This is a genomic window from Tolumonas auensis DSM 9187, from assembly GCF_000023065.1.
In the GTDB taxonomy this organism is placed as follows: domain Bacteria; phylum Pseudomonadota; class Gammaproteobacteria; order Enterobacterales; family Aeromonadaceae; genus Tolumonas; species Tolumonas auensis.
Window position 1 is genome coordinate 3,158,822 of record NC_012691.1, and the last position, 15,766, is coordinate 3,174,587.

Below are 15,766 nucleotides of genomic sequence, written 5' to 3' on the forward strand. Positions count from 1 at the left end.
TCTAACCACGGGTCTGATTAAAAATATTCTCAAAAGCTCTTATAAGTCATTAAGTTATAGCGGCTACATTACTCAAAGAATGCGCGTTTGAGTGCCAACTCAACACCACGGACTTCTGCCAGACCTTTTAAGCGGCCGATGGCGGAATAACCCGGGTTGGTTTTCTTTTTCAGATCATCCAGCATCTGGTGACCATGGTCAGGACGCATCGGGATCAGCAGCGGGTGACCTTCCTGTTTACGACGGTATTCTTCTTCCAGAATCGCTTTTACGACGTTGTACATATCCACATCACCACCCAGATGGGCTGCTTCGTGGAACGTTTTCGGGTTCTCTTCACGGCAGGTAGAGCGCAGGTGCGTGAAGTAGATACGGTTGCCGAAACGTTTGATCATCGCGACCAGATCGTTGTCGCCGCGTACGCCGTAAGAACCGGTACACATGGTGAAGCCGTTGGCGATACTGTCGACGGTTTCCACCATCCACTGCATGTCTTCAATGGTGGAAACAATGCGTGGCAGACCCAGGATCGGACGTGGTGGATCATCAGGGTGTACCGCCATACGCAGGCCAACCTGTTCCGCCACCGGAATAATGTTTTTCAGGAAGAAGGCGAAATGTTCACGCAGTTTCGCTTTGTCGATACCATCGTAATCGGCCAGACGGGCACGGAACTGTTCAATGGTATAGCCTTCTTCTGCACCTGGCAGACCGGCAATGATGTTGCGGGTCAGACGGGCTTTTTCTGCGTCAGTCATTGCCGCGAAACGGGCATTGGCCTGTTCCACTTCTTCTGCGGTGTAATCCGCTTCTGCACCCGGACGTTTCAGGATGTGCAGTTCGAAAGCAGCGAATTCGATCTGGTCAAAGCGCAGTGCTTTGGAACCATCCGGCATCACGTATTCCAGATCGGTACGGGTCCAGTCCAGAACAGGCATGAAGTTGTAACAAACAGTATGAATGCCGCATTGCGCCAGATTGCGCAGGGTCTGTTTGTAGTTTTCGATATATTTCAGATAGTCGCCGGTCTGCGTTTTGATATCTTCGTGAATCGGTACACTTTCCACTACGGACCAGGTCAGGCCTGCGGCTTCAATGATGGCTTTGCGCGCCAGAATTTCTTCCACCGGCCACACCTGACCGTTCGGAATATGATGCAGCGCGTTTACTACACCGGTCGCACCAGCCTGTCTTACATCAGATAATGACACCGGGTCATTCGGGCCATACCAACGCCATGTTTGTTCCATTCTCTTCTCCGGTTTATCAACTACAGTCTTATCTTAGTTATCTCATTGACCAATCTTAACAACTGGTCGACCAATATTAATTTCCTGCTCAATCTAACTCGACATAGTGTCATTTCAAACAGAAAACAGAAATTTTTTCGCTAAACATGATCGTTATCACTAAACAAGAATCCACATATTGACCAATAAACGGATTTCACCGCAACATCCAAGCAACCAAATCAAGCAATTGGTTGACCAGCAGTCCGAGTTGCCAATTTACATTCCAATACACGGAGAATTAATATGAGCCTAATGTTAGAAAACGCGTCCGTTACGGACGAGATAAAGACTAAAAAGGGAAATGTACGATGGTGGATGCTAGGGCTATTTTTATTCGGCGTGACAGTGAATTACATCACCCGTAATTCATTGGGTATTTTGGCTCCTGAGTTAAAAACAACATTAGGAATGTCGACAGAGCAGTATTCTTGGATTGTTGGCTCCTTTCAGCTGGCGTACACCATCTTTCAACCGCTCTGCGGCTGGTTAATTGATGTTATTGGCCTGAAAGTCGGCTTTTTAATTTGTGCTACCATTTGGGCTTTCGTCACTATGTTACATGCTGGTGCTGGTAGCTGGTTACATCTGGCAATTTTACGTTTCTTGATGGGAGCGACAGAAGCAGCTGCAACACCTGCGAACGCAAAAACATTAGGTGAATGGTTTCCGAAAAAAGAACGCCCCGTTGCCGCAGGTTGGGCGGGCGTCGGTTTCTCAGTTGGCGCGATGTTAGCGCCGCCGATTATCGTGATGGCACACTCTTGGCTAGGCTGGCAAGGCGCATTCATTTTCTCGGGTATCATTAGTTTTGCATGGATCGCGTTGTGGTGGTTATTCTATTACGATCCTGATAAACATCCTCGTCTGTCAAAAGAGGAACTCGCATTCATCAAACAAGACAATGAACCGATCCCAGTTAAAGTTCCGTTCTTTACCGCACTAAAAAATATCTCTAAAAACAAAAAGTTCTACGGGATTGCTATTCCGGCATTCATGGCAGAACCAGCATGGGCTGTTTTGAGCTTCTGGGTTCCGCTTTATCTTGCCCACGATAAAGGCATGGATCTGAAGCAAATCGCCATGTTTGCTTGGTTACCATTTTTAGCTGCCGATTTAGGGAGTATTGCAAGTGGTTATCTGACCAAGGTTTACGCGAAACTCTTTGGCTGCACACGAGTGAATTCAGTAATTGCAAGCTCTGTCAGCGGTGCATTTTTAATGATATCCCTGACTCTTGTCGCTGTTACTGAGAGCCCTTATGTCACTATCTTTTTGATTTCTATTGGCGGTTTCGGTCATCAGATTATTTCTTGTATGCTAAGCGCTCTGGTTGTTGAATCTTTTGATAAGGGGCAGATGGCCACCGTTAACGGGATGCGTGGCTCCTTCGCCTGGATCGCTAGCTTCATTTTCTCACTGATTATCGGTGCCACCGCAGACACGATTGGTTACAGCCCGCTCTTTGTTGCGATGGGCTTCTTCGACTTAATCGGTGCCATGTTCCTCATTTATTTCATTGCTGAACGCAAAAACCAAACTGCTTAATTTGCGGTCATTAACATTAAGAGTTAATTATGAAACCTTTAAAAAACTGGAAACTAAATCAACAGCATCAAAATTTTGTGGAGCTCGAAGTCGACAACAAACATCTGTTCCGTATTTATGTTCTGGATGATTCACTGTTTCGTGTTCTGGTAAAAAAAGAAGGCCAACTGGCACTTAATAGAACTTGGAGTATTGCACCGGATCAAGACGTCCCTTGGGTGGGGCGTCTCCGTGAAGATCTTAGTGGTTTTGCACTCCCAAAATACAAACTTGAAGCACAGGAAAATAGTCTTTCAATTGCAACTGATTCATTGAAAGTGATTGTTCATCAACCATTGTGCTTAGAATGGCAATATCCAGATCATGAAGGGAATTGGACTACATTTGCAGCTGACCGTTCGACAACCGCCTATCAATTGAACCCGCATGGCGATGGCATAGCTCATTATCAGCGACGTTTCCCAGCCGATGATTATTATGGTTTAGGTGAAAAAAGTGGCGATCTGAATCGTAAAGGCAAACGCTATGAAATGCGCAATCTTGATGCCATGGGTTATAACGCAGCATCAACCGATCCTTTATATAAGCATATTCCATTCACGATCACGCATCGTGACCAAATTAGCTTCGGTTTGTTTTATGACAACTTGAGTAATACGGTTTTAGATTTGGGCAATGAGCTGGACAACTATCATGCACCTTATCGCCGTTATCAGGCTGAAGCCGGTGATCTAGATTACTATTTATTCTTTGGGCCGAAGGTTTTAGATGTCACTAAGCAGTTTGTACGACTGACAGGAAAAACCATATTGCCGCCGAAATGGAGCTTAGGTTATAGCGGCTCGACCATGCACTACACTGATGCGCCCGATGCACAAAATCAACTGATGAAATTCATCGAACTGTGTGAAAAACATGACATCCCTTGCGATTCATTTCAGCTGTCATCAGGTTATACATCGATTGGGAACAAACGGTATGTCTTTAACTGGAACTATGAAAAGGTTCCAACACCGCTCGATTTATCCAAAGCATTTCATCAGGCAGGGCTAAAACTAGCCGCCAACATCAAGCCCTGTTTGTTGCAAGATCACCCACGCTATGACGAAGTGCGGGAACAAGGGTTGTTTATTCAAGACTCTGAAGCAGACCAACCAGAACGCTCTGTTTTTTGGGATGATGAAGGTTCCCATCTTGATTTTACCAACCCTGCAACCGTGAAATGGTGGCAAACCAATGTCAAACAGCAATTGATGGCATATGGCATTGATTCCACTTGGAACGACAACAATGAATATGAAATTTGGGATGGTGAAGCACGTTGTCATGGCTTTGGTCAGCCAATCCCAATCAAGCTGATCCGTCCCGTGATGCCGTTACTAATGATGCGAGCTTCGATGGAGGCACAACAAGAATACCATCCAAACATTCGACCTTATCTGATTTCCCGCTCTGGCTGTGCTGGTATGCAACGCTACGTGCAAACTTGGAGTGGGGATAACCGAACCAACTGGCAAACGTTGCGCTATAACACCCGAATGGGCATCGGCATGAGCTTATCGGGCTTATATAACGTTGGGCATGATGTAGGTGGCTTTTCGGGCAACAAGCCTGAGCCAGAATTGTTTGTTCGTTGGATTCAAAATGGTGTCATGCACCCTCGCTTTACCATTCACTCCTGGAATGATGACCACACCGTGAATGAACCGTGGATGTATCCCGAAGTATTACCAGCGATTCGTCAGGCTATTGGCTTGCGTTATCGTCTGATGCCTTACTTCTATACGCTATTATGGCAAGCCGCTTCAGAAGACGAACCAATGCTTCGCCCTACTTTCCTCGATCATGAACATGACCTAAACACATTCGAAGAAACAGATGACTTCCTCTTAGGGAAAGATTTACTTGTTGCCAGTGTCGTTGAACCGGAACAACGCGAACGCTGCGTCTATTTACCTGAAAACGAAACCGGTTGGTATGATTTCTATAGCGGCACTTGGTTTAACGGCGGGCAAACGATTACTACCGATGCCCCTCTGGAAAAATTGCCTCTATTTGTCAGAGCAGGCGCAATCATCCCTATGTCTAGTCGGGAAAAATATGTTGATATTCAATTAGATAATGAAAGACAGCTTCATTTATTCCCGACACTAGGCATAGGGGAACAAACAGGCCATTTGTTTGATGACGATGGTGAAACAAACCAATGGCAACAGAACCAGGCCATTTGGTTGAATTGGACCATCAAAACAGACAGTGACAGCATCCGCATCGATTTAACCAAACGAGGGGATTACCGCCCAGCTTGGAAGTCTGTCGAAGTGATTTTACCGGAAAACGAACACCGAAAACTGTATATCAACGGTCAGCAACAACATCAGTGGATGTTAAGCTAATCGCGTGATACTAAGGAAACACATCTTTTTTGGTTGACCAATTCTGGTGTGTTTCCTACTATGACTAACAATCTAACTTTGAGTCGTTTGTTATGAATGTTGAAGTAAAACGTCAGTATCGCGAAGTCGGTGAATATCTAAAAGAGGAATTAGCCTCTGGAAAATACGCTATTGGCACAAGATTACCGCCGGAACGCGACATTTGTGAACAAATTGGTGTGGGCCGTTCTGTCGTCCGTGAAGCATTGATTATGCTCGAAATAGAGGGTTATGTTGAGGTGCGTAAGGGTTCAGGTATTTATGTGATTGCCTTGCCTGAAATCGAATCGGAAACTGAACCTAAAATCGTGATGGGTCCGTTCGAGTTATTACAAGCACGTCAATTGCTTGAAAGTAATATTGCAGAATTTGCAGCATTACAAGTGACGCCTACAGATATTCATAAAATGCGTGCAGCACTCGAAACGGAAAAGAAAGAACTAGCCAGTGGTGAAGGTGAAAATGGCGATATGTTATTCCATAAAGCAATAGCAGAAGCCACACACAATAATATGCTCGTCGAACTATGGTCACTTTCTTGGACCAGTCGCGAAAACAACCCAATGTGGCAGCAATTACATGAACGCATTTCAGGTCTCGAATATCGCGAAGCTTGGCTTCAAGACCATTTAGCGATACTGAGCGCACTCCAGAAAAAAGACTCTCTAGCAGCAAAACGCGCCATGTGGACACATTTGGAGAATGTGAAACAAAAACTCATGGCTCTATCGGATATTGATTCGCCAGAGTTCGATGGTTACCTATTCGCATCCTATCCTGTTACAGCATAATTGAGTTTTAGATTGCTTGCTGTCACTGAAATAGACTTAACCACCAGCTAGATATTATACGCCCCGGTATAACCAGCACTGGGGCGTTGCCATGTACCCGGCATTCTGATGGGTATTGGCGTGATGGTAGTGGCCGGTCTGATCGCGAAACGTCGCGGTTATCCGGTAGCAGAACGTACAACCTGGGCTCAGATCATGAAAACCGCCTGGGATGCAGTACCATCACTGTTTCTGATCGTGATCATCATGGGTGGCATCATCTCTGGTCTTTTCACTGCCACTGAAGCATCTGCCATTGCGATTGTGTATACCCTGTTCCTCGCGGTGATTGTTTACCGTCAGGTGAAACTCCGCGATCTGCCGAAAATCATCCTGGATTCTGCGGTGACGACCTCGGTAGTGCTGCTGCTGATCGGCTGCTCGATGGGTATGTCCTGGGCCATGGCGAATGCGGATATTCCTTATATGATCAGCGATGCCATTCTGGGCGTGTCTGAGAATCCGCTGGTGATTCTGCTGATTATCAACATCACCCTGCTGATCGTCGGTATCTTCATGGATATGACCCCGGCGGTACTGATCTTCACCCCAATCTTCTGGCCTATCGCGCAGGAAATGGGCATGGATCCGGTGCACTTCGGTATCATGATGGTATTCAACCTGTGTATCGGTATTCTGACACCACCGGTCGGTAGTGCGCTGTTTATCGGTTGTTCTGTCGGTAAAGTTTCCATCGATAAAGTCATCGTGCAGTTGATCCCGTTCTTTGTGGTGCTGTTCATTACGCTGATGCTGGTAACGTACATTCCGCAACTCAGTCTGTTCCTGCCGAACCTGCTGCTTGGCTAATCAGACCAGACGTTCCATACCAGACCGGGAGCCAGTGCTCCCGGTTTTTTTATGAACGAGAAATCCCGTGCATAAAAAACCCGCTTACAGGAAGCGGGTCAAAAGATGGAAAGAGACGGTAACCGGATTAACCTTTGTAGCCGAAATCAGGTATGTTCAGCCAGCGTTTACGCAGCGCATGCGCCGCCATTTTTGGCTTGCGATCACGGGTGAATACCCCTTTCTTGTTACCCTGCACCCGCAGAATGCCTTAGCTGGTCGCGAAATCCGCAAAGTTCCATACCTGTTCACCAACGAAATGCGCAAATTCATCGAACACTTCGTGATTGGCGCGCAGATATTCCACCTGAAATTCTTCGGTAAACATCACCGGATCAACATCATGCAAACCCGCCACGGTATCGGCACCATATTCGGTCGTCATAATTGGTTTACCAGGGCAGCGTTTCGTCCAGCCCTGCAGCTCTTCACGCAGTTTCACTTTTGCTACGGCCAGATCGCCGCTTTGCAGATACCAGCCGTAGTAACGGTTCAGAGCCAGCACATCGACCAGCTCCGCGACTTTATCGGTCTCCGGTGTGGCAAACAGGTGTACCACTATCGTGATTGGGCGTGATTGCGGATCAAGGTCTTTCGCTAATGCCACCAGAGGTTTGAAATATTCATAAGCGCCCTCTTCTTCTGACGCTGCTTCGTTGGCAATCGACCACATCACCACACAGGGATGGTTTTTATCACGGGCAATCAGATCTCTGACCACTTCATAGTGGTGCTCATAAGTACCGATATGTTCCCAGGTATTGCGCTTTTCACCGCCGCCAAAGAACGTGGCAGCAAAATTAAGGTGCAGACCCACCGCCGGTGTCTCGTCAATGACAACGATCCCTTCACGATCAGCCAGACGCATCAGTTCTTCGGAATAAGGATAATGGGCAGTGCGGAATGAGTTGGCACCAATCCAGCGCATCAGCTGGAAATCCATGACGTTGGCCGCTTCATCGAAACCCCGTCCATGAATGGCGGAATCTTCGTGTTTGCCAAAGCCTTTAAAATAAAAAGGCTGATTATTAATAAGAAACTGGCCGTTTTTGACCGCAACAGTTCTGACACCGAAGGGCTGTTCATAGGCATCAATAAACACCGCATCCCGGATCAGGACAACACGCAGTGTGTAGAGATACGCATTCCGTGGCTGCCACAAGCGGACATTGTCGATCAGCAGCATCCCGGCCGCCCCTTCCCCGCTGGCAACCACCTGGTTGTTTTCATCCAGCACGCTGACCTGGATCTGAACCTGTTCACCGGTGTGCTTGATCTGATAATCCACGCGGCCTGTCGTGCCGTCGTAATCGGTGACCACGGTAACATCGCTGATATAGGTATACGGGGTGGTGTAGATCTTCACCGGACGATGGATACCCGCATAGTTGAAGAAGTCAAAATTAGGGCTGTTACGCACGACCTTGCCCAGTCCGGCAACTTCTTCCTCTTTATAAATACCCACCGGTAACGTCGTTTCATCGACAATATTATTCGCCGCGACGGTGATGCGGTTTTTCCCGCCGCTCAGATAACGGTTAATTTCGGCTTCAAACGGTAAAAAACCCCCTTTATGTTCAGTAACCATTACACCGTTCACGTAGACTTTGGCCATATGTGTCACTGACCCGAAACGCAACATGATCCGCTGATTGGTTAAATACGTCGGAATGGTAAATTCACGCTCATACCAGACCCAGCCAACATGATTCCGGATTTCACCTGAGACACCGATATCATTATAGGAAGCCGGTACGGCCATATTTAACGCATCGCTCAATCCGCTCTCATACCATTTATCTTCAATACCATTTCCATGGTCTAATTTAAATTTCCACATTCCATTAAGATCAATAACACCACGACTTTCTGTATTAACAGGATATAACATAGTTACAACTCCAATAATAAAAAATCCCGCATTAATAAATAATGCGGGATGGTAATAATTAATTTCTCGCCATTAATCAGAACACGGGAATGTCATAACTTACTTTCAGTTTGACGTCGTAATAATTTAACGTGTCACCCAGCGCACTGCCTTCACGGTATTCTTTCGCTTTATTCAGAATCGCCAGTGCTTTCAGGCCTTTTAACGGACCTGAATCCACTGCGTGCATCACCGAGAAGTTCACCGACTTGCCTTCAATCGCCACGGCTTTGGTGTAGTCTTCATAACCGTCGGTGGTCAGCAGTGCCACACCCAGTGTGGTGGTCGGCAGAATGTTGTAGTTCACCCCGGCCTGCAGGGATAACATGTCCTGATGGTTACGATCGATACTCAGATCAAACGGGAAAGTATAATCGGTATCCAGACGCAGTGCGTTGAGCGGCAGCTTATCGCCAGTCTGACCAGCCGATGCAAATAATGTCGTTTTATCAAAGATATAAGAGAGTTTTGCGGTCGCCAGATAGGTATCATCCAGCCCTTTGACATCGAGAGCATCCTTGGCTGCGCCAATCGTATTGGCATACAGACCTAACGCTTCGGCTTTCATTTTGGCATTACTGCCGGCATCCCAGGTATAGCTGCCGCGGCCCATATACTGGTTCATGGTGTCTTGCTGATGCTGTGCACCCAGCATTAACTGCAGCGGGCCGGTATCCCAGACTCCGGCCAGGTTATAGCGCGGTTCTTCTTCTTTGTTGTAGGCATATTCATCGAGCCAGTCGGTATAAAAACCACCGGCATAGGCCTTGGCATACATGGCGTACAGATGCAGCTTATCAAAATCACCCTGCCACAAAGCACCTTCCGCCATGCGAGGTACAACGCGTTGTGAAGCGGAGTGAATCAGCGGAACCGGATATTTCAGGCTGCCATAACCGGCATCGGTACCAAACCGGCCGACTTTAAATTGTGCCCAGCTGGCAAAATCAAATACTGCAGCCGCACCGGCGATATTAAAACTGTCGTGATCATCCAGATACCAGCGTGTTGATTTATCCGGATCGGCGCTTAATTTCTGAATGCGGTAGAGATTACTTTCCACGCCAACCACATCGGCAATTTTTCCGGATTTGAAATCAAACATAAAACCCTGGGTCCAGGCATCTATTTCCGGCCCGAAAGGCGCTTTGGCACTGGGTTTATCCGCATTACGGTATTCATTCACCAATTTCAGATTCAGTGAGGAATCGGCAATTAATTTTGACGCGGCTGATTCAGATTTAACTTCCGCCGCGGTTGCCTGTGCCGCCATCAGTGCCAGAGGCAATACACCTAATAGCAGAGCTGTTTTTTTCTTATGAGACATATAAACCTCAGTTGTTGTTTTTTGTGAGTGCGCGATATCACAGACATTTCTGATGAGGTTCCGCATCAGAAATGTGCATGAATCTTTATTAGAAAAAATATAAAAAATTAACGTTGGAGCCGATTCGTCAGCGACAAACCTCATCCGGAGCCAATGTTGATTTTGTTTTAACACACAGGTACAAAATGAGTGCGAAATAAAGATGTCACACGCATTTCATAATGGGGGGATAGAATTTAAGAACGTGAATACGAGTCAAAAATTACCTGTTATATCTCTGTACAGTCAATATGCTGACTAAAGACTGTTTATATATTTGTGAGCGTGATCATCAAAACCAGGGAAATAACCCTCACTAAAAAATATAATACTTTTATTTCTTATTGTACCAAAATTTAACACCAAAAATATTGATTTTTTCAGATTGTAAATCCACGCAGCCCCACAAAAAGATTCAAAGGAAACATAAATACGCCATCTCATGATTCGCTATACAAAAAACGTATTGAGGCTAATAAATATTGAATTGGCAAATATAACGTTAATAAGCGAATTTTAATGTGTGTAGAGTTCAGCGTTTGTTTTTTCCGGGGGGATTCAAAACAAACGCTGAATTCTAATTAAAAGAATTAAAGAACGTGAAATAAATACCAACACGACAACATACAAAATTCAGATCCCGAGAGGTAAACATGAGTAACGTCCGCCCTTTAACCTGGAGAAACGTCCTTGGCTTCGGCCTCGGTGATGTCGCCAATAACTTTGCGTTCGCGATGGGTGCACTGTTTCTGCTGAACTACTACACCGATGTCGCCGGTATCAGTGCCGCCGCTGCGGGCACCATGCTGGCCGCCGTACGTATTTACGATGCGGTGATGGATATCGTGGCCGGCCGTGTTATCGACCGCACGTCCACCCGCTGGGGCCGCTTCCGTCCGTTCCTGATCTGGGGTGCGATTCCGCTGATGTTGCTGAGTGTGGCGGTATTTTCCGTACCGGCCGGCTGGGATGCGACTGAAAAGCTGATCTACGCCTATGTCACCTATGCCCTGCTGGGTACCGCGTATTCGTTCGTCAATATTCCTTACGGTTCGCTGGCCACGGTGATGACACAGCAGCCGCGTGAACGTGCCCGTCTCGGCGCTTCCCGTACCATCATGGCGTCGCTGACCTTCGTTTTCCTGGCACTGGTGCTGGGCCCGGTAGTGCGCAGTGTTTCCGGTGCCGAGCTGCAGGCGCAGCTGACGCAGTTCACGCTGATCCTGGCCGTCGCCGGTCTGGTACTGTATTTCCTCTGCTTCAAGAGCACCCGCGAAGTTGTACAACGCGATATTGAAAGCCCGGCGCTGAAAGAAAGCGTGGGCACGCTGTTTGGCAACCGTCCGCTGATGATGCTGTGTCTGGTGGCACTGTGTGTGCTGATCGGTTACTTCGCCCTGGCGGCTTCTGCCATGTACTACGCCCGTTATGTGCTGGGTGATGCCAAACTGTTTGTGACCATGATCGTCATCATCTCTCTGGTCGGTACACTGATTGCTGCACCACTGGTACCGGCACTGGTTGGCCGCTTCGGCAAGAAAAACGCGTTCCTGCTGGGTCTGGGTCTGGGGGCGGCTGGTTTCACCTCGCTGTTCCTGTCACCGACTACCAGCCTTGGCATGATTTACTTCTCACTGGGCCTGGGTTCTGTCGGCGTGATGATGTCCATGACCGTGATGTGGGCCCTGGAAGCCGATACTGTGGAATACGGCGAATGGAAAACCGGTATCCGTATCGAAGGGCTGACCTACTCCTTTTTCTCCTTTACCCGCAAATGCGGACAGGCACTGGGGGGTTCAATTCCGGCCTTCCTGCTGGCAGGCAGCGGTTATATCCCGAATGCTGCAACGCAGAGTGAAAACGCCTTACAGGGTATTCAGCAGGCTATCGCGCTGGTTCCGGCTGCTGCTTTCGCCATCGCCTTTATCCTGATGCTGTTCTATCCACTGACGGACAAACGTCACGCCGAGCTGGTAAAAGAAATTCAGGAGCGTCGTGCTAACGGTACCGGTAGCGCGAAAGCCACCAGCAAAGCCGGGGTTTCTGTCGGTCAGGCGGCAACGGAAATTGCCTGATACCCGCTAAAAAGAAAAAATTCTTCACGCAGCGCCCCGATAGGTAGCCATACCATCGGGGCTTTTTATTGGGCCGTTATTTTACGCCAGACAGATCTGCAACAGCGTGACATTGATTTTTCATTCGTTTATCATCCGCGCTCTTCTTTTATCGTTCATCGTTTTTGAGTGGAATGCCTGTATTCATGAAGCGCAACGTTTTTGCCCTGAAAACGCTCTTGCTGATGATGTTGCTGTCCTGGGCTTTCCATGGGCATGCGCTGTCCCCACTCACCAATACCGACTTTATTACCCCTGCAGATACTGCTCAGACCGCTAATGATCCCAGATCGTCCAGCGACGATATGAAGAGTACGTTAGCCGAGTCTCTTACCGAACACTCTCATAATCACCATACGAAAGATCATTGGCATGAATCCTTCTTTATGCCTGATCAAGCTGGTTTTCAGTCACTGGAATTACTCGATAAAAAACGAGATCGTTCCCAGTATTTTATTCCTGAAGCCCCTGTATTCCCGCACGACAAACCTCCGCGTGATGTAACTGCTTAACTGACACTGAACTCTTAGCGTCAGGTTTTGGCTCGCTTTTAGCGAAAACTACATTGTTACAACGAGGATAAGCATGATTCAAATGCTGTTATCTGGCTGTTCGTACAACATTTCTGTACGAAAATTAAGCCTGTGTCTGCTGTTTGCCTTTATTTTTATGTTCCTGCCAGATGCATTCGCCCATGGTGTTGCAGAAGGCGATAAAGGTTTTATTCAGGAAAGTAGTGGCGTCATGATCATTCCCTTTATCTACCTTGGCGCAAAGCACATGGTAACGGGCTATGACCATTTACTGTTTCTGTTTGGCGTTATTTTCTTTCTTTACCGGCTCAAGGATGTCGGGCTCTACGTTTCCCTCTTTGCCCTCGGGCATTCAGTCACGTTGCTGCTGGGCGTACTCACCCAAATCAGCATCAACGCCTATATCATCGATGCCATCATTGGACTGTCGGTCGTTTATAAGGCACTGGATAACATCGGGGCATTCCAGCGCTGGTTTGGTTATCAGCCGAATACCAAAGTGGCCACGCTGCTGTTCGGGCTGATCCACGGTTTTGGTCTGGCAACCAAAATTCTTGATTACGAAATATCTCCGGATGGTCTCGTCACCAACCTGATTGCGTTCAATGTTGGTGTCGAGTTCGGTCAGTTGATTGCGTTGAGCCTGATCCTCATTCTGATGGGATACTGGCGGAAAACCGCTTCATTCTGGCGATTTGCCTACTCAACCAACGTGGTCATGATGAGTGCTGGTTTTCTGCTCATGGCTTATCAAATTACCGGTCTGATTGTCACATCGTAAGGAATTATTTTCATGTTTAACTCAAAACAGCCATCGCTCGATGATTTACCAACGCATCAGCAACTGCTGCGTTCTACAGCGCTTGCATTTATCTCTGCTATTTTCTTATTAGTAACGGTCGTGATGCCCGCTGAGTTTGCGATTGATATTACTGGTGCCGGACGCCTGCTGGGTCTGACTCAGGTGGGGGAAGTGAAAGCGCAGATAAAGGCCGAACAGGAGCCGGAAGATGCTCTGAAATCCGGTTCAGAAATAGCTTCATCATCAGAATCAGTACAAGTTGTCCCGGCAACGGTTATTGATACGCCGGTTTCCGTTTCAGATAACAGTGCGCTTGCTATCCGCCGTGATCAGCAAGTGATCGAGCTGAAGCCCAACCAGGGTGCTGAAGTGAAAATGCAGATGCAAAAAGGCCAGACAGTGAAATATTACTGGACAGCTAACGGCGGTAAAGTGAACTACGATGCTCACGGCGATCCAATCAATGCGCCGAAAGGGTTCTACTATGGTTACGGAAAAGGGCGCTCTATTGGCGATGATTCCGGCACTTTAATTGCGGAGTTTGATGGTAAGCATGGTTGGTTCTGGCGTAATCGCTCTGATAAAACCGTCACCATTACGCTTAAAACACAAGGCGAATACGCAAACATCAAGCGCGTACTCTGATAGCTACAGTGCCAGTCTCATGTTCTGAGGCTGGCACCGTTTGGTGCTTTACCCATGGATTTACCGGTTATCTGCGCAGACGCCGATCTTTGATTTCCTGCACCAGTTCCGCATGGCGTTGATCGGTCAGCGGATAAAACAGCATCAGAATAAACGCCAGCATAAAGGCAATGGCCGGCACCAGCGCAATGCCCTGCTGAATACTGAGTAACGCACCGGCACTCTGTTCCGCCGCATTCGGAATATAACCACTGGCCGCCAGCAGGAACGCTGGGATCGAACCGCCCAGTGCCTGACCGCATTTGCGGGTAAAGGAGAAGAAGGAGTAGGTCAGCCCTTCGATACGGATGCCGGTTTTCCATTCCCCGTATTCCACGGTATCGGCTTCCAGCGCCCACATTACCGTCATCGGGATCATCACCCCCACCGCCGCTACCGACAGGGAGAAGAAGATCCAGATCTTGCTGCTGGCCGGCGCAAAATACAGCGACAGAAAGCCCAGCACACCCATGCTGAGCCCGAACAGAAAGGTCTTCTTCTTGCCAATCCGGCCCACCATCATCGGCACCAGCGGGGCCGAGACCAAGGTACCGAACAGACTGGTGATCACGATAATACTGACGAACTGTTTCGGATCACCGAGGACATAGCGGGCGAAATACATCGCCGAGGCACTCATCGAAAAATAGCCAATCAGCACACACAGCGCAATCAGACACAGGATCAGCAGTGGCTGGTTACTGAACAGGGTGCCGACGCTTTCTTTCAGCGCCGGACGTTCCACATCGCGTTCGACTACTTCGCGGGTGCTACGGAAACAGAAGAAATAAAATCCCAGCCCCATCACCGCCAGAATCAGCGTGAATTGCGTCAGCCGGGTCTGTAATTCGGCACCAGACACACTGCGCACCACCGGCCCCAGCACCAGCGCCAGAAACGAGAAGGTCAGTGCGGCCATGATGGTCCGCGATGCGCCCAGCATGGCACGCTCACGCGGCTGCTGCGTCATCACGGTGGCCAGTGAACCATACGGAATATTGACAAAGGAATAGGCGGTACCGAGCAAAGCGTAGGTGACATAGGCATAGATCAGCTTGTCGGTCGCATCCCAGCTGGCCGGCACCGAGAACACCGCGACGCTCAGCAGCATCAGTGGCAGGGAGCCCCATAGAAGAAAGGGGCGAAAACGCCCCCAACGAGTTGATGTGCGGTCGATAACACGACCGGCCACGATATCCATGACGGCATCGTAGATACGTACCGCGGCCAGCATGGTGCCGGCGGCAGCGGCGCTGATCCCGGCGACATCGGTGTAGTAGTTCAGCAGGAACAATGCGCCCATTGCGAACGCAAAGTTATTCGCCACATCACCGAGACCGAAACCAATCACGTTTCTCCAGGTTAACGGACGCACCTCGTTCATTT

At 48.3% G+C, this 15,766-nt stretch carries 12 protein-coding genes; 8 read left to right on the top strand and 4 right to left on the bottom strand.

Annotated elements, in window-relative coordinates:
* Positions 1-68: 68 nt before the first annotated feature.
* Positions 69-1,250 (bottom strand): mannonate dehydratase, encoded by a 1,182-nt coding sequence (gene uxuA, locus TOLA_RS14775; RefSeq protein WP_015879924.1) that lies wholly within the window; start codon positions 1,248-1,250, stop codon positions 69-71.
* 285 nt (positions 1,251-1,535) lie between these two features.
* Between uxuA and TOLA_RS14780 the strand changes: the two genes are divergently transcribed.
* From TOLA_RS14780 to TOLA_RS14795, 4 genes are all read left to right on the top strand, one after another.
* A complete protein-coding gene (locus TOLA_RS14780; RefSeq protein ID WP_015879925.1) occupies positions 1,536-2,837 on the top strand; it encodes an MFS transporter in 1,302 nt (433 codons plus the stop codon).
* A gap of 29 nt (positions 2,838-2,866) precedes the next feature.
* Positions 2,867-5,233, top strand: a complete 2,367-nt coding sequence (locus TOLA_RS14785; protein ID WP_015879926.1) for a glycoside hydrolase family 31 protein — start codon at positions 2,867-2,869, stop codon at positions 5,231-5,233.
* 92 nt (positions 5,234-5,325) lie between these two features.
* Positions 5,326-6,063, top strand: a complete 738-nt coding sequence (locus TOLA_RS14790; protein WP_015879927.1) for an FCD domain-containing protein — start codon at positions 5,326-5,328, stop codon at positions 6,061-6,063.
* 105 nt (positions 6,064-6,168) lie between these two features.
* Positions 6,169-6,912, top strand: a complete 744-nt coding sequence (locus TOLA_RS14795; protein WP_281054829.1) for a TRAP transporter large permease — start codon at positions 6,169-6,171, stop codon at positions 6,910-6,912.
* Positions 6,913-7,162: 250 nt separating this feature from the next.
* Here the strand turns inward: TOLA_RS14795 and uidA are convergent, their stop codons facing one another.
* Positions 7,163-8,842 carry a beta-glucuronidase gene (gene uidA / locus TOLA_RS14800; protein ID WP_245534217.1) on the bottom strand — a complete coding sequence of 560 codons (1,680 nt, stop codon included), beginning with the start codon at positions 8,840-8,842 and terminating at the stop codon, positions 7,163-7,165.
* Positions 8,843-8,918: 76 nt separating this feature from the next.
* Positions 8,919-10,208, bottom strand: a complete 1,290-nt coding sequence (gene uidC / locus TOLA_RS14805; protein ID WP_015879928.1) for a glucuronide uptake porin UidC — start codon at positions 10,206-10,208, stop codon at positions 8,919-8,921.
* Between the two features lie 692 nt (positions 10,209-10,900).
* Between uidC and uidB (TOLA_RS14810) the strand changes: the two genes are divergently transcribed.
* The 4 genes from uidB (TOLA_RS14810) to TOLA_RS14825 all read left to right on the top strand — a co-directional run bounded on the left by uidB (TOLA_RS14810) (position 10,901) and on the right by TOLA_RS14825 (position 14,341).
* The gene (gene uidB, locus TOLA_RS14810; RefSeq protein WP_015879929.1) at positions 10,901-12,322 is read left to right on the top strand and encodes a glucuronide transporter; all 1,422 of its coding nucleotides are present in this window, start codon (positions 10,901-10,903) and stop codon (positions 12,320-12,322) included.
* A gap of 185 nt (positions 12,323-12,507) precedes the next feature.
* Entirely contained in the window at positions 12,508-12,873 is a 366-nt protein-coding gene (locus TOLA_RS14815) for a hypothetical protein (protein WP_015879930.1), read from the top strand.
* A 73-nt stretch (positions 12,874-12,946) separates the two neighbouring features.
* Positions 12,947-13,675 carry a HupE/UreJ family protein gene (locus TOLA_RS14820; protein WP_015879931.1) on the top strand — a complete coding sequence of 243 codons (729 nt, stop codon included), beginning with the start codon at positions 12,947-12,949 and terminating at the stop codon, positions 13,673-13,675.
* A gap of 12 nt (positions 13,676-13,687) precedes the next feature.
* Positions 13,688-14,341: a hypothetical protein gene (locus tag TOLA_RS14825; RefSeq protein WP_015879932.1), complete on the top strand. Its 654-nt coding sequence runs from the start codon at positions 13,688-13,690 to the stop codon at positions 14,339-14,341.
* 67 nt (positions 14,342-14,408) lie between these two features.
* Here the strand turns inward: TOLA_RS14825 and uidB (TOLA_RS14830) are convergent, their stop codons facing one another.
* Entirely contained in the window at positions 14,409-15,764 is a 1,356-nt protein-coding gene (gene uidB, locus TOLA_RS14830) for a glucuronide transporter (protein WP_015879933.1), read from the bottom strand.
* Between the last annotated feature and the right edge of the window lie 2 nt (positions 15,765-15,766).

Bases quoted from the DNA above. Each gene is read 5' to 3' on its own strand.
- TOLA_RS14790 (WP_015879927.1), top strand. From the start codon at position 5,326: ATGAATGTTGAAGTAAAACGTCAGTATCGCGAAGTCGGTGAATATCTA.
- TOLA_RS14820 (WP_015879931.1), top strand. From the start codon at position 12,947: ATGATTCAAATGCTGTTATCTGGCTGTTCGTACAACATTTCTGTACGA.
- uxuA (WP_015879924.1), bottom strand. From the start codon at position 1,250: ATGGAACAAACATGGCGTTGGTATGGCCCGAATGACCCGGTGTCATTA.
- uidB (WP_015879929.1), top strand. From the start codon at position 10,901: ATGAGTAACGTCCGCCCTTTAACCTGGAGAAACGTCCTTGGCTTCGGC.
- TOLA_RS14825 (WP_015879932.1), top strand. From the start codon at position 13,688: ATGTTTAACTCAAAACAGCCATCGCTCGATGATTTACCAACGCATCAG.
- TOLA_RS14785 (WP_015879926.1), top strand. From the start codon at position 2,867: ATGAAACCTTTAAAAAACTGGAAACTAAATCAACAGCATCAAAATTTT.
- uidB (WP_015879933.1), bottom strand. From the start codon at position 15,764: ATGAACGAGGTGCGTCCGTTAACCTGGAGAAACGTGATTGGTTTCGGT.
- uidA (WP_245534217.1), bottom strand. From the start codon at position 8,842: ATGTTATATCCTGTTAATACAGAAAGTCGTGGTGTTATTGATCTTAAT.
- uidC (WP_015879928.1), bottom strand. From the start codon at position 10,208: ATGTCTCATAAGAAAAAAACAGCTCTGCTATTAGGTGTATTGCCTCTG.
- TOLA_RS14780 (WP_015879925.1), top strand. From the start codon at position 1,536: ATGAGCCTAATGTTAGAAAACGCGTCCGTTACGGACGAGATAAAGACT.
- TOLA_RS14815 (WP_015879930.1), top strand. From the start codon at position 12,508: ATGAAGCGCAACGTTTTTGCCCTGAAAACGCTCTTGCTGATGATGTTG.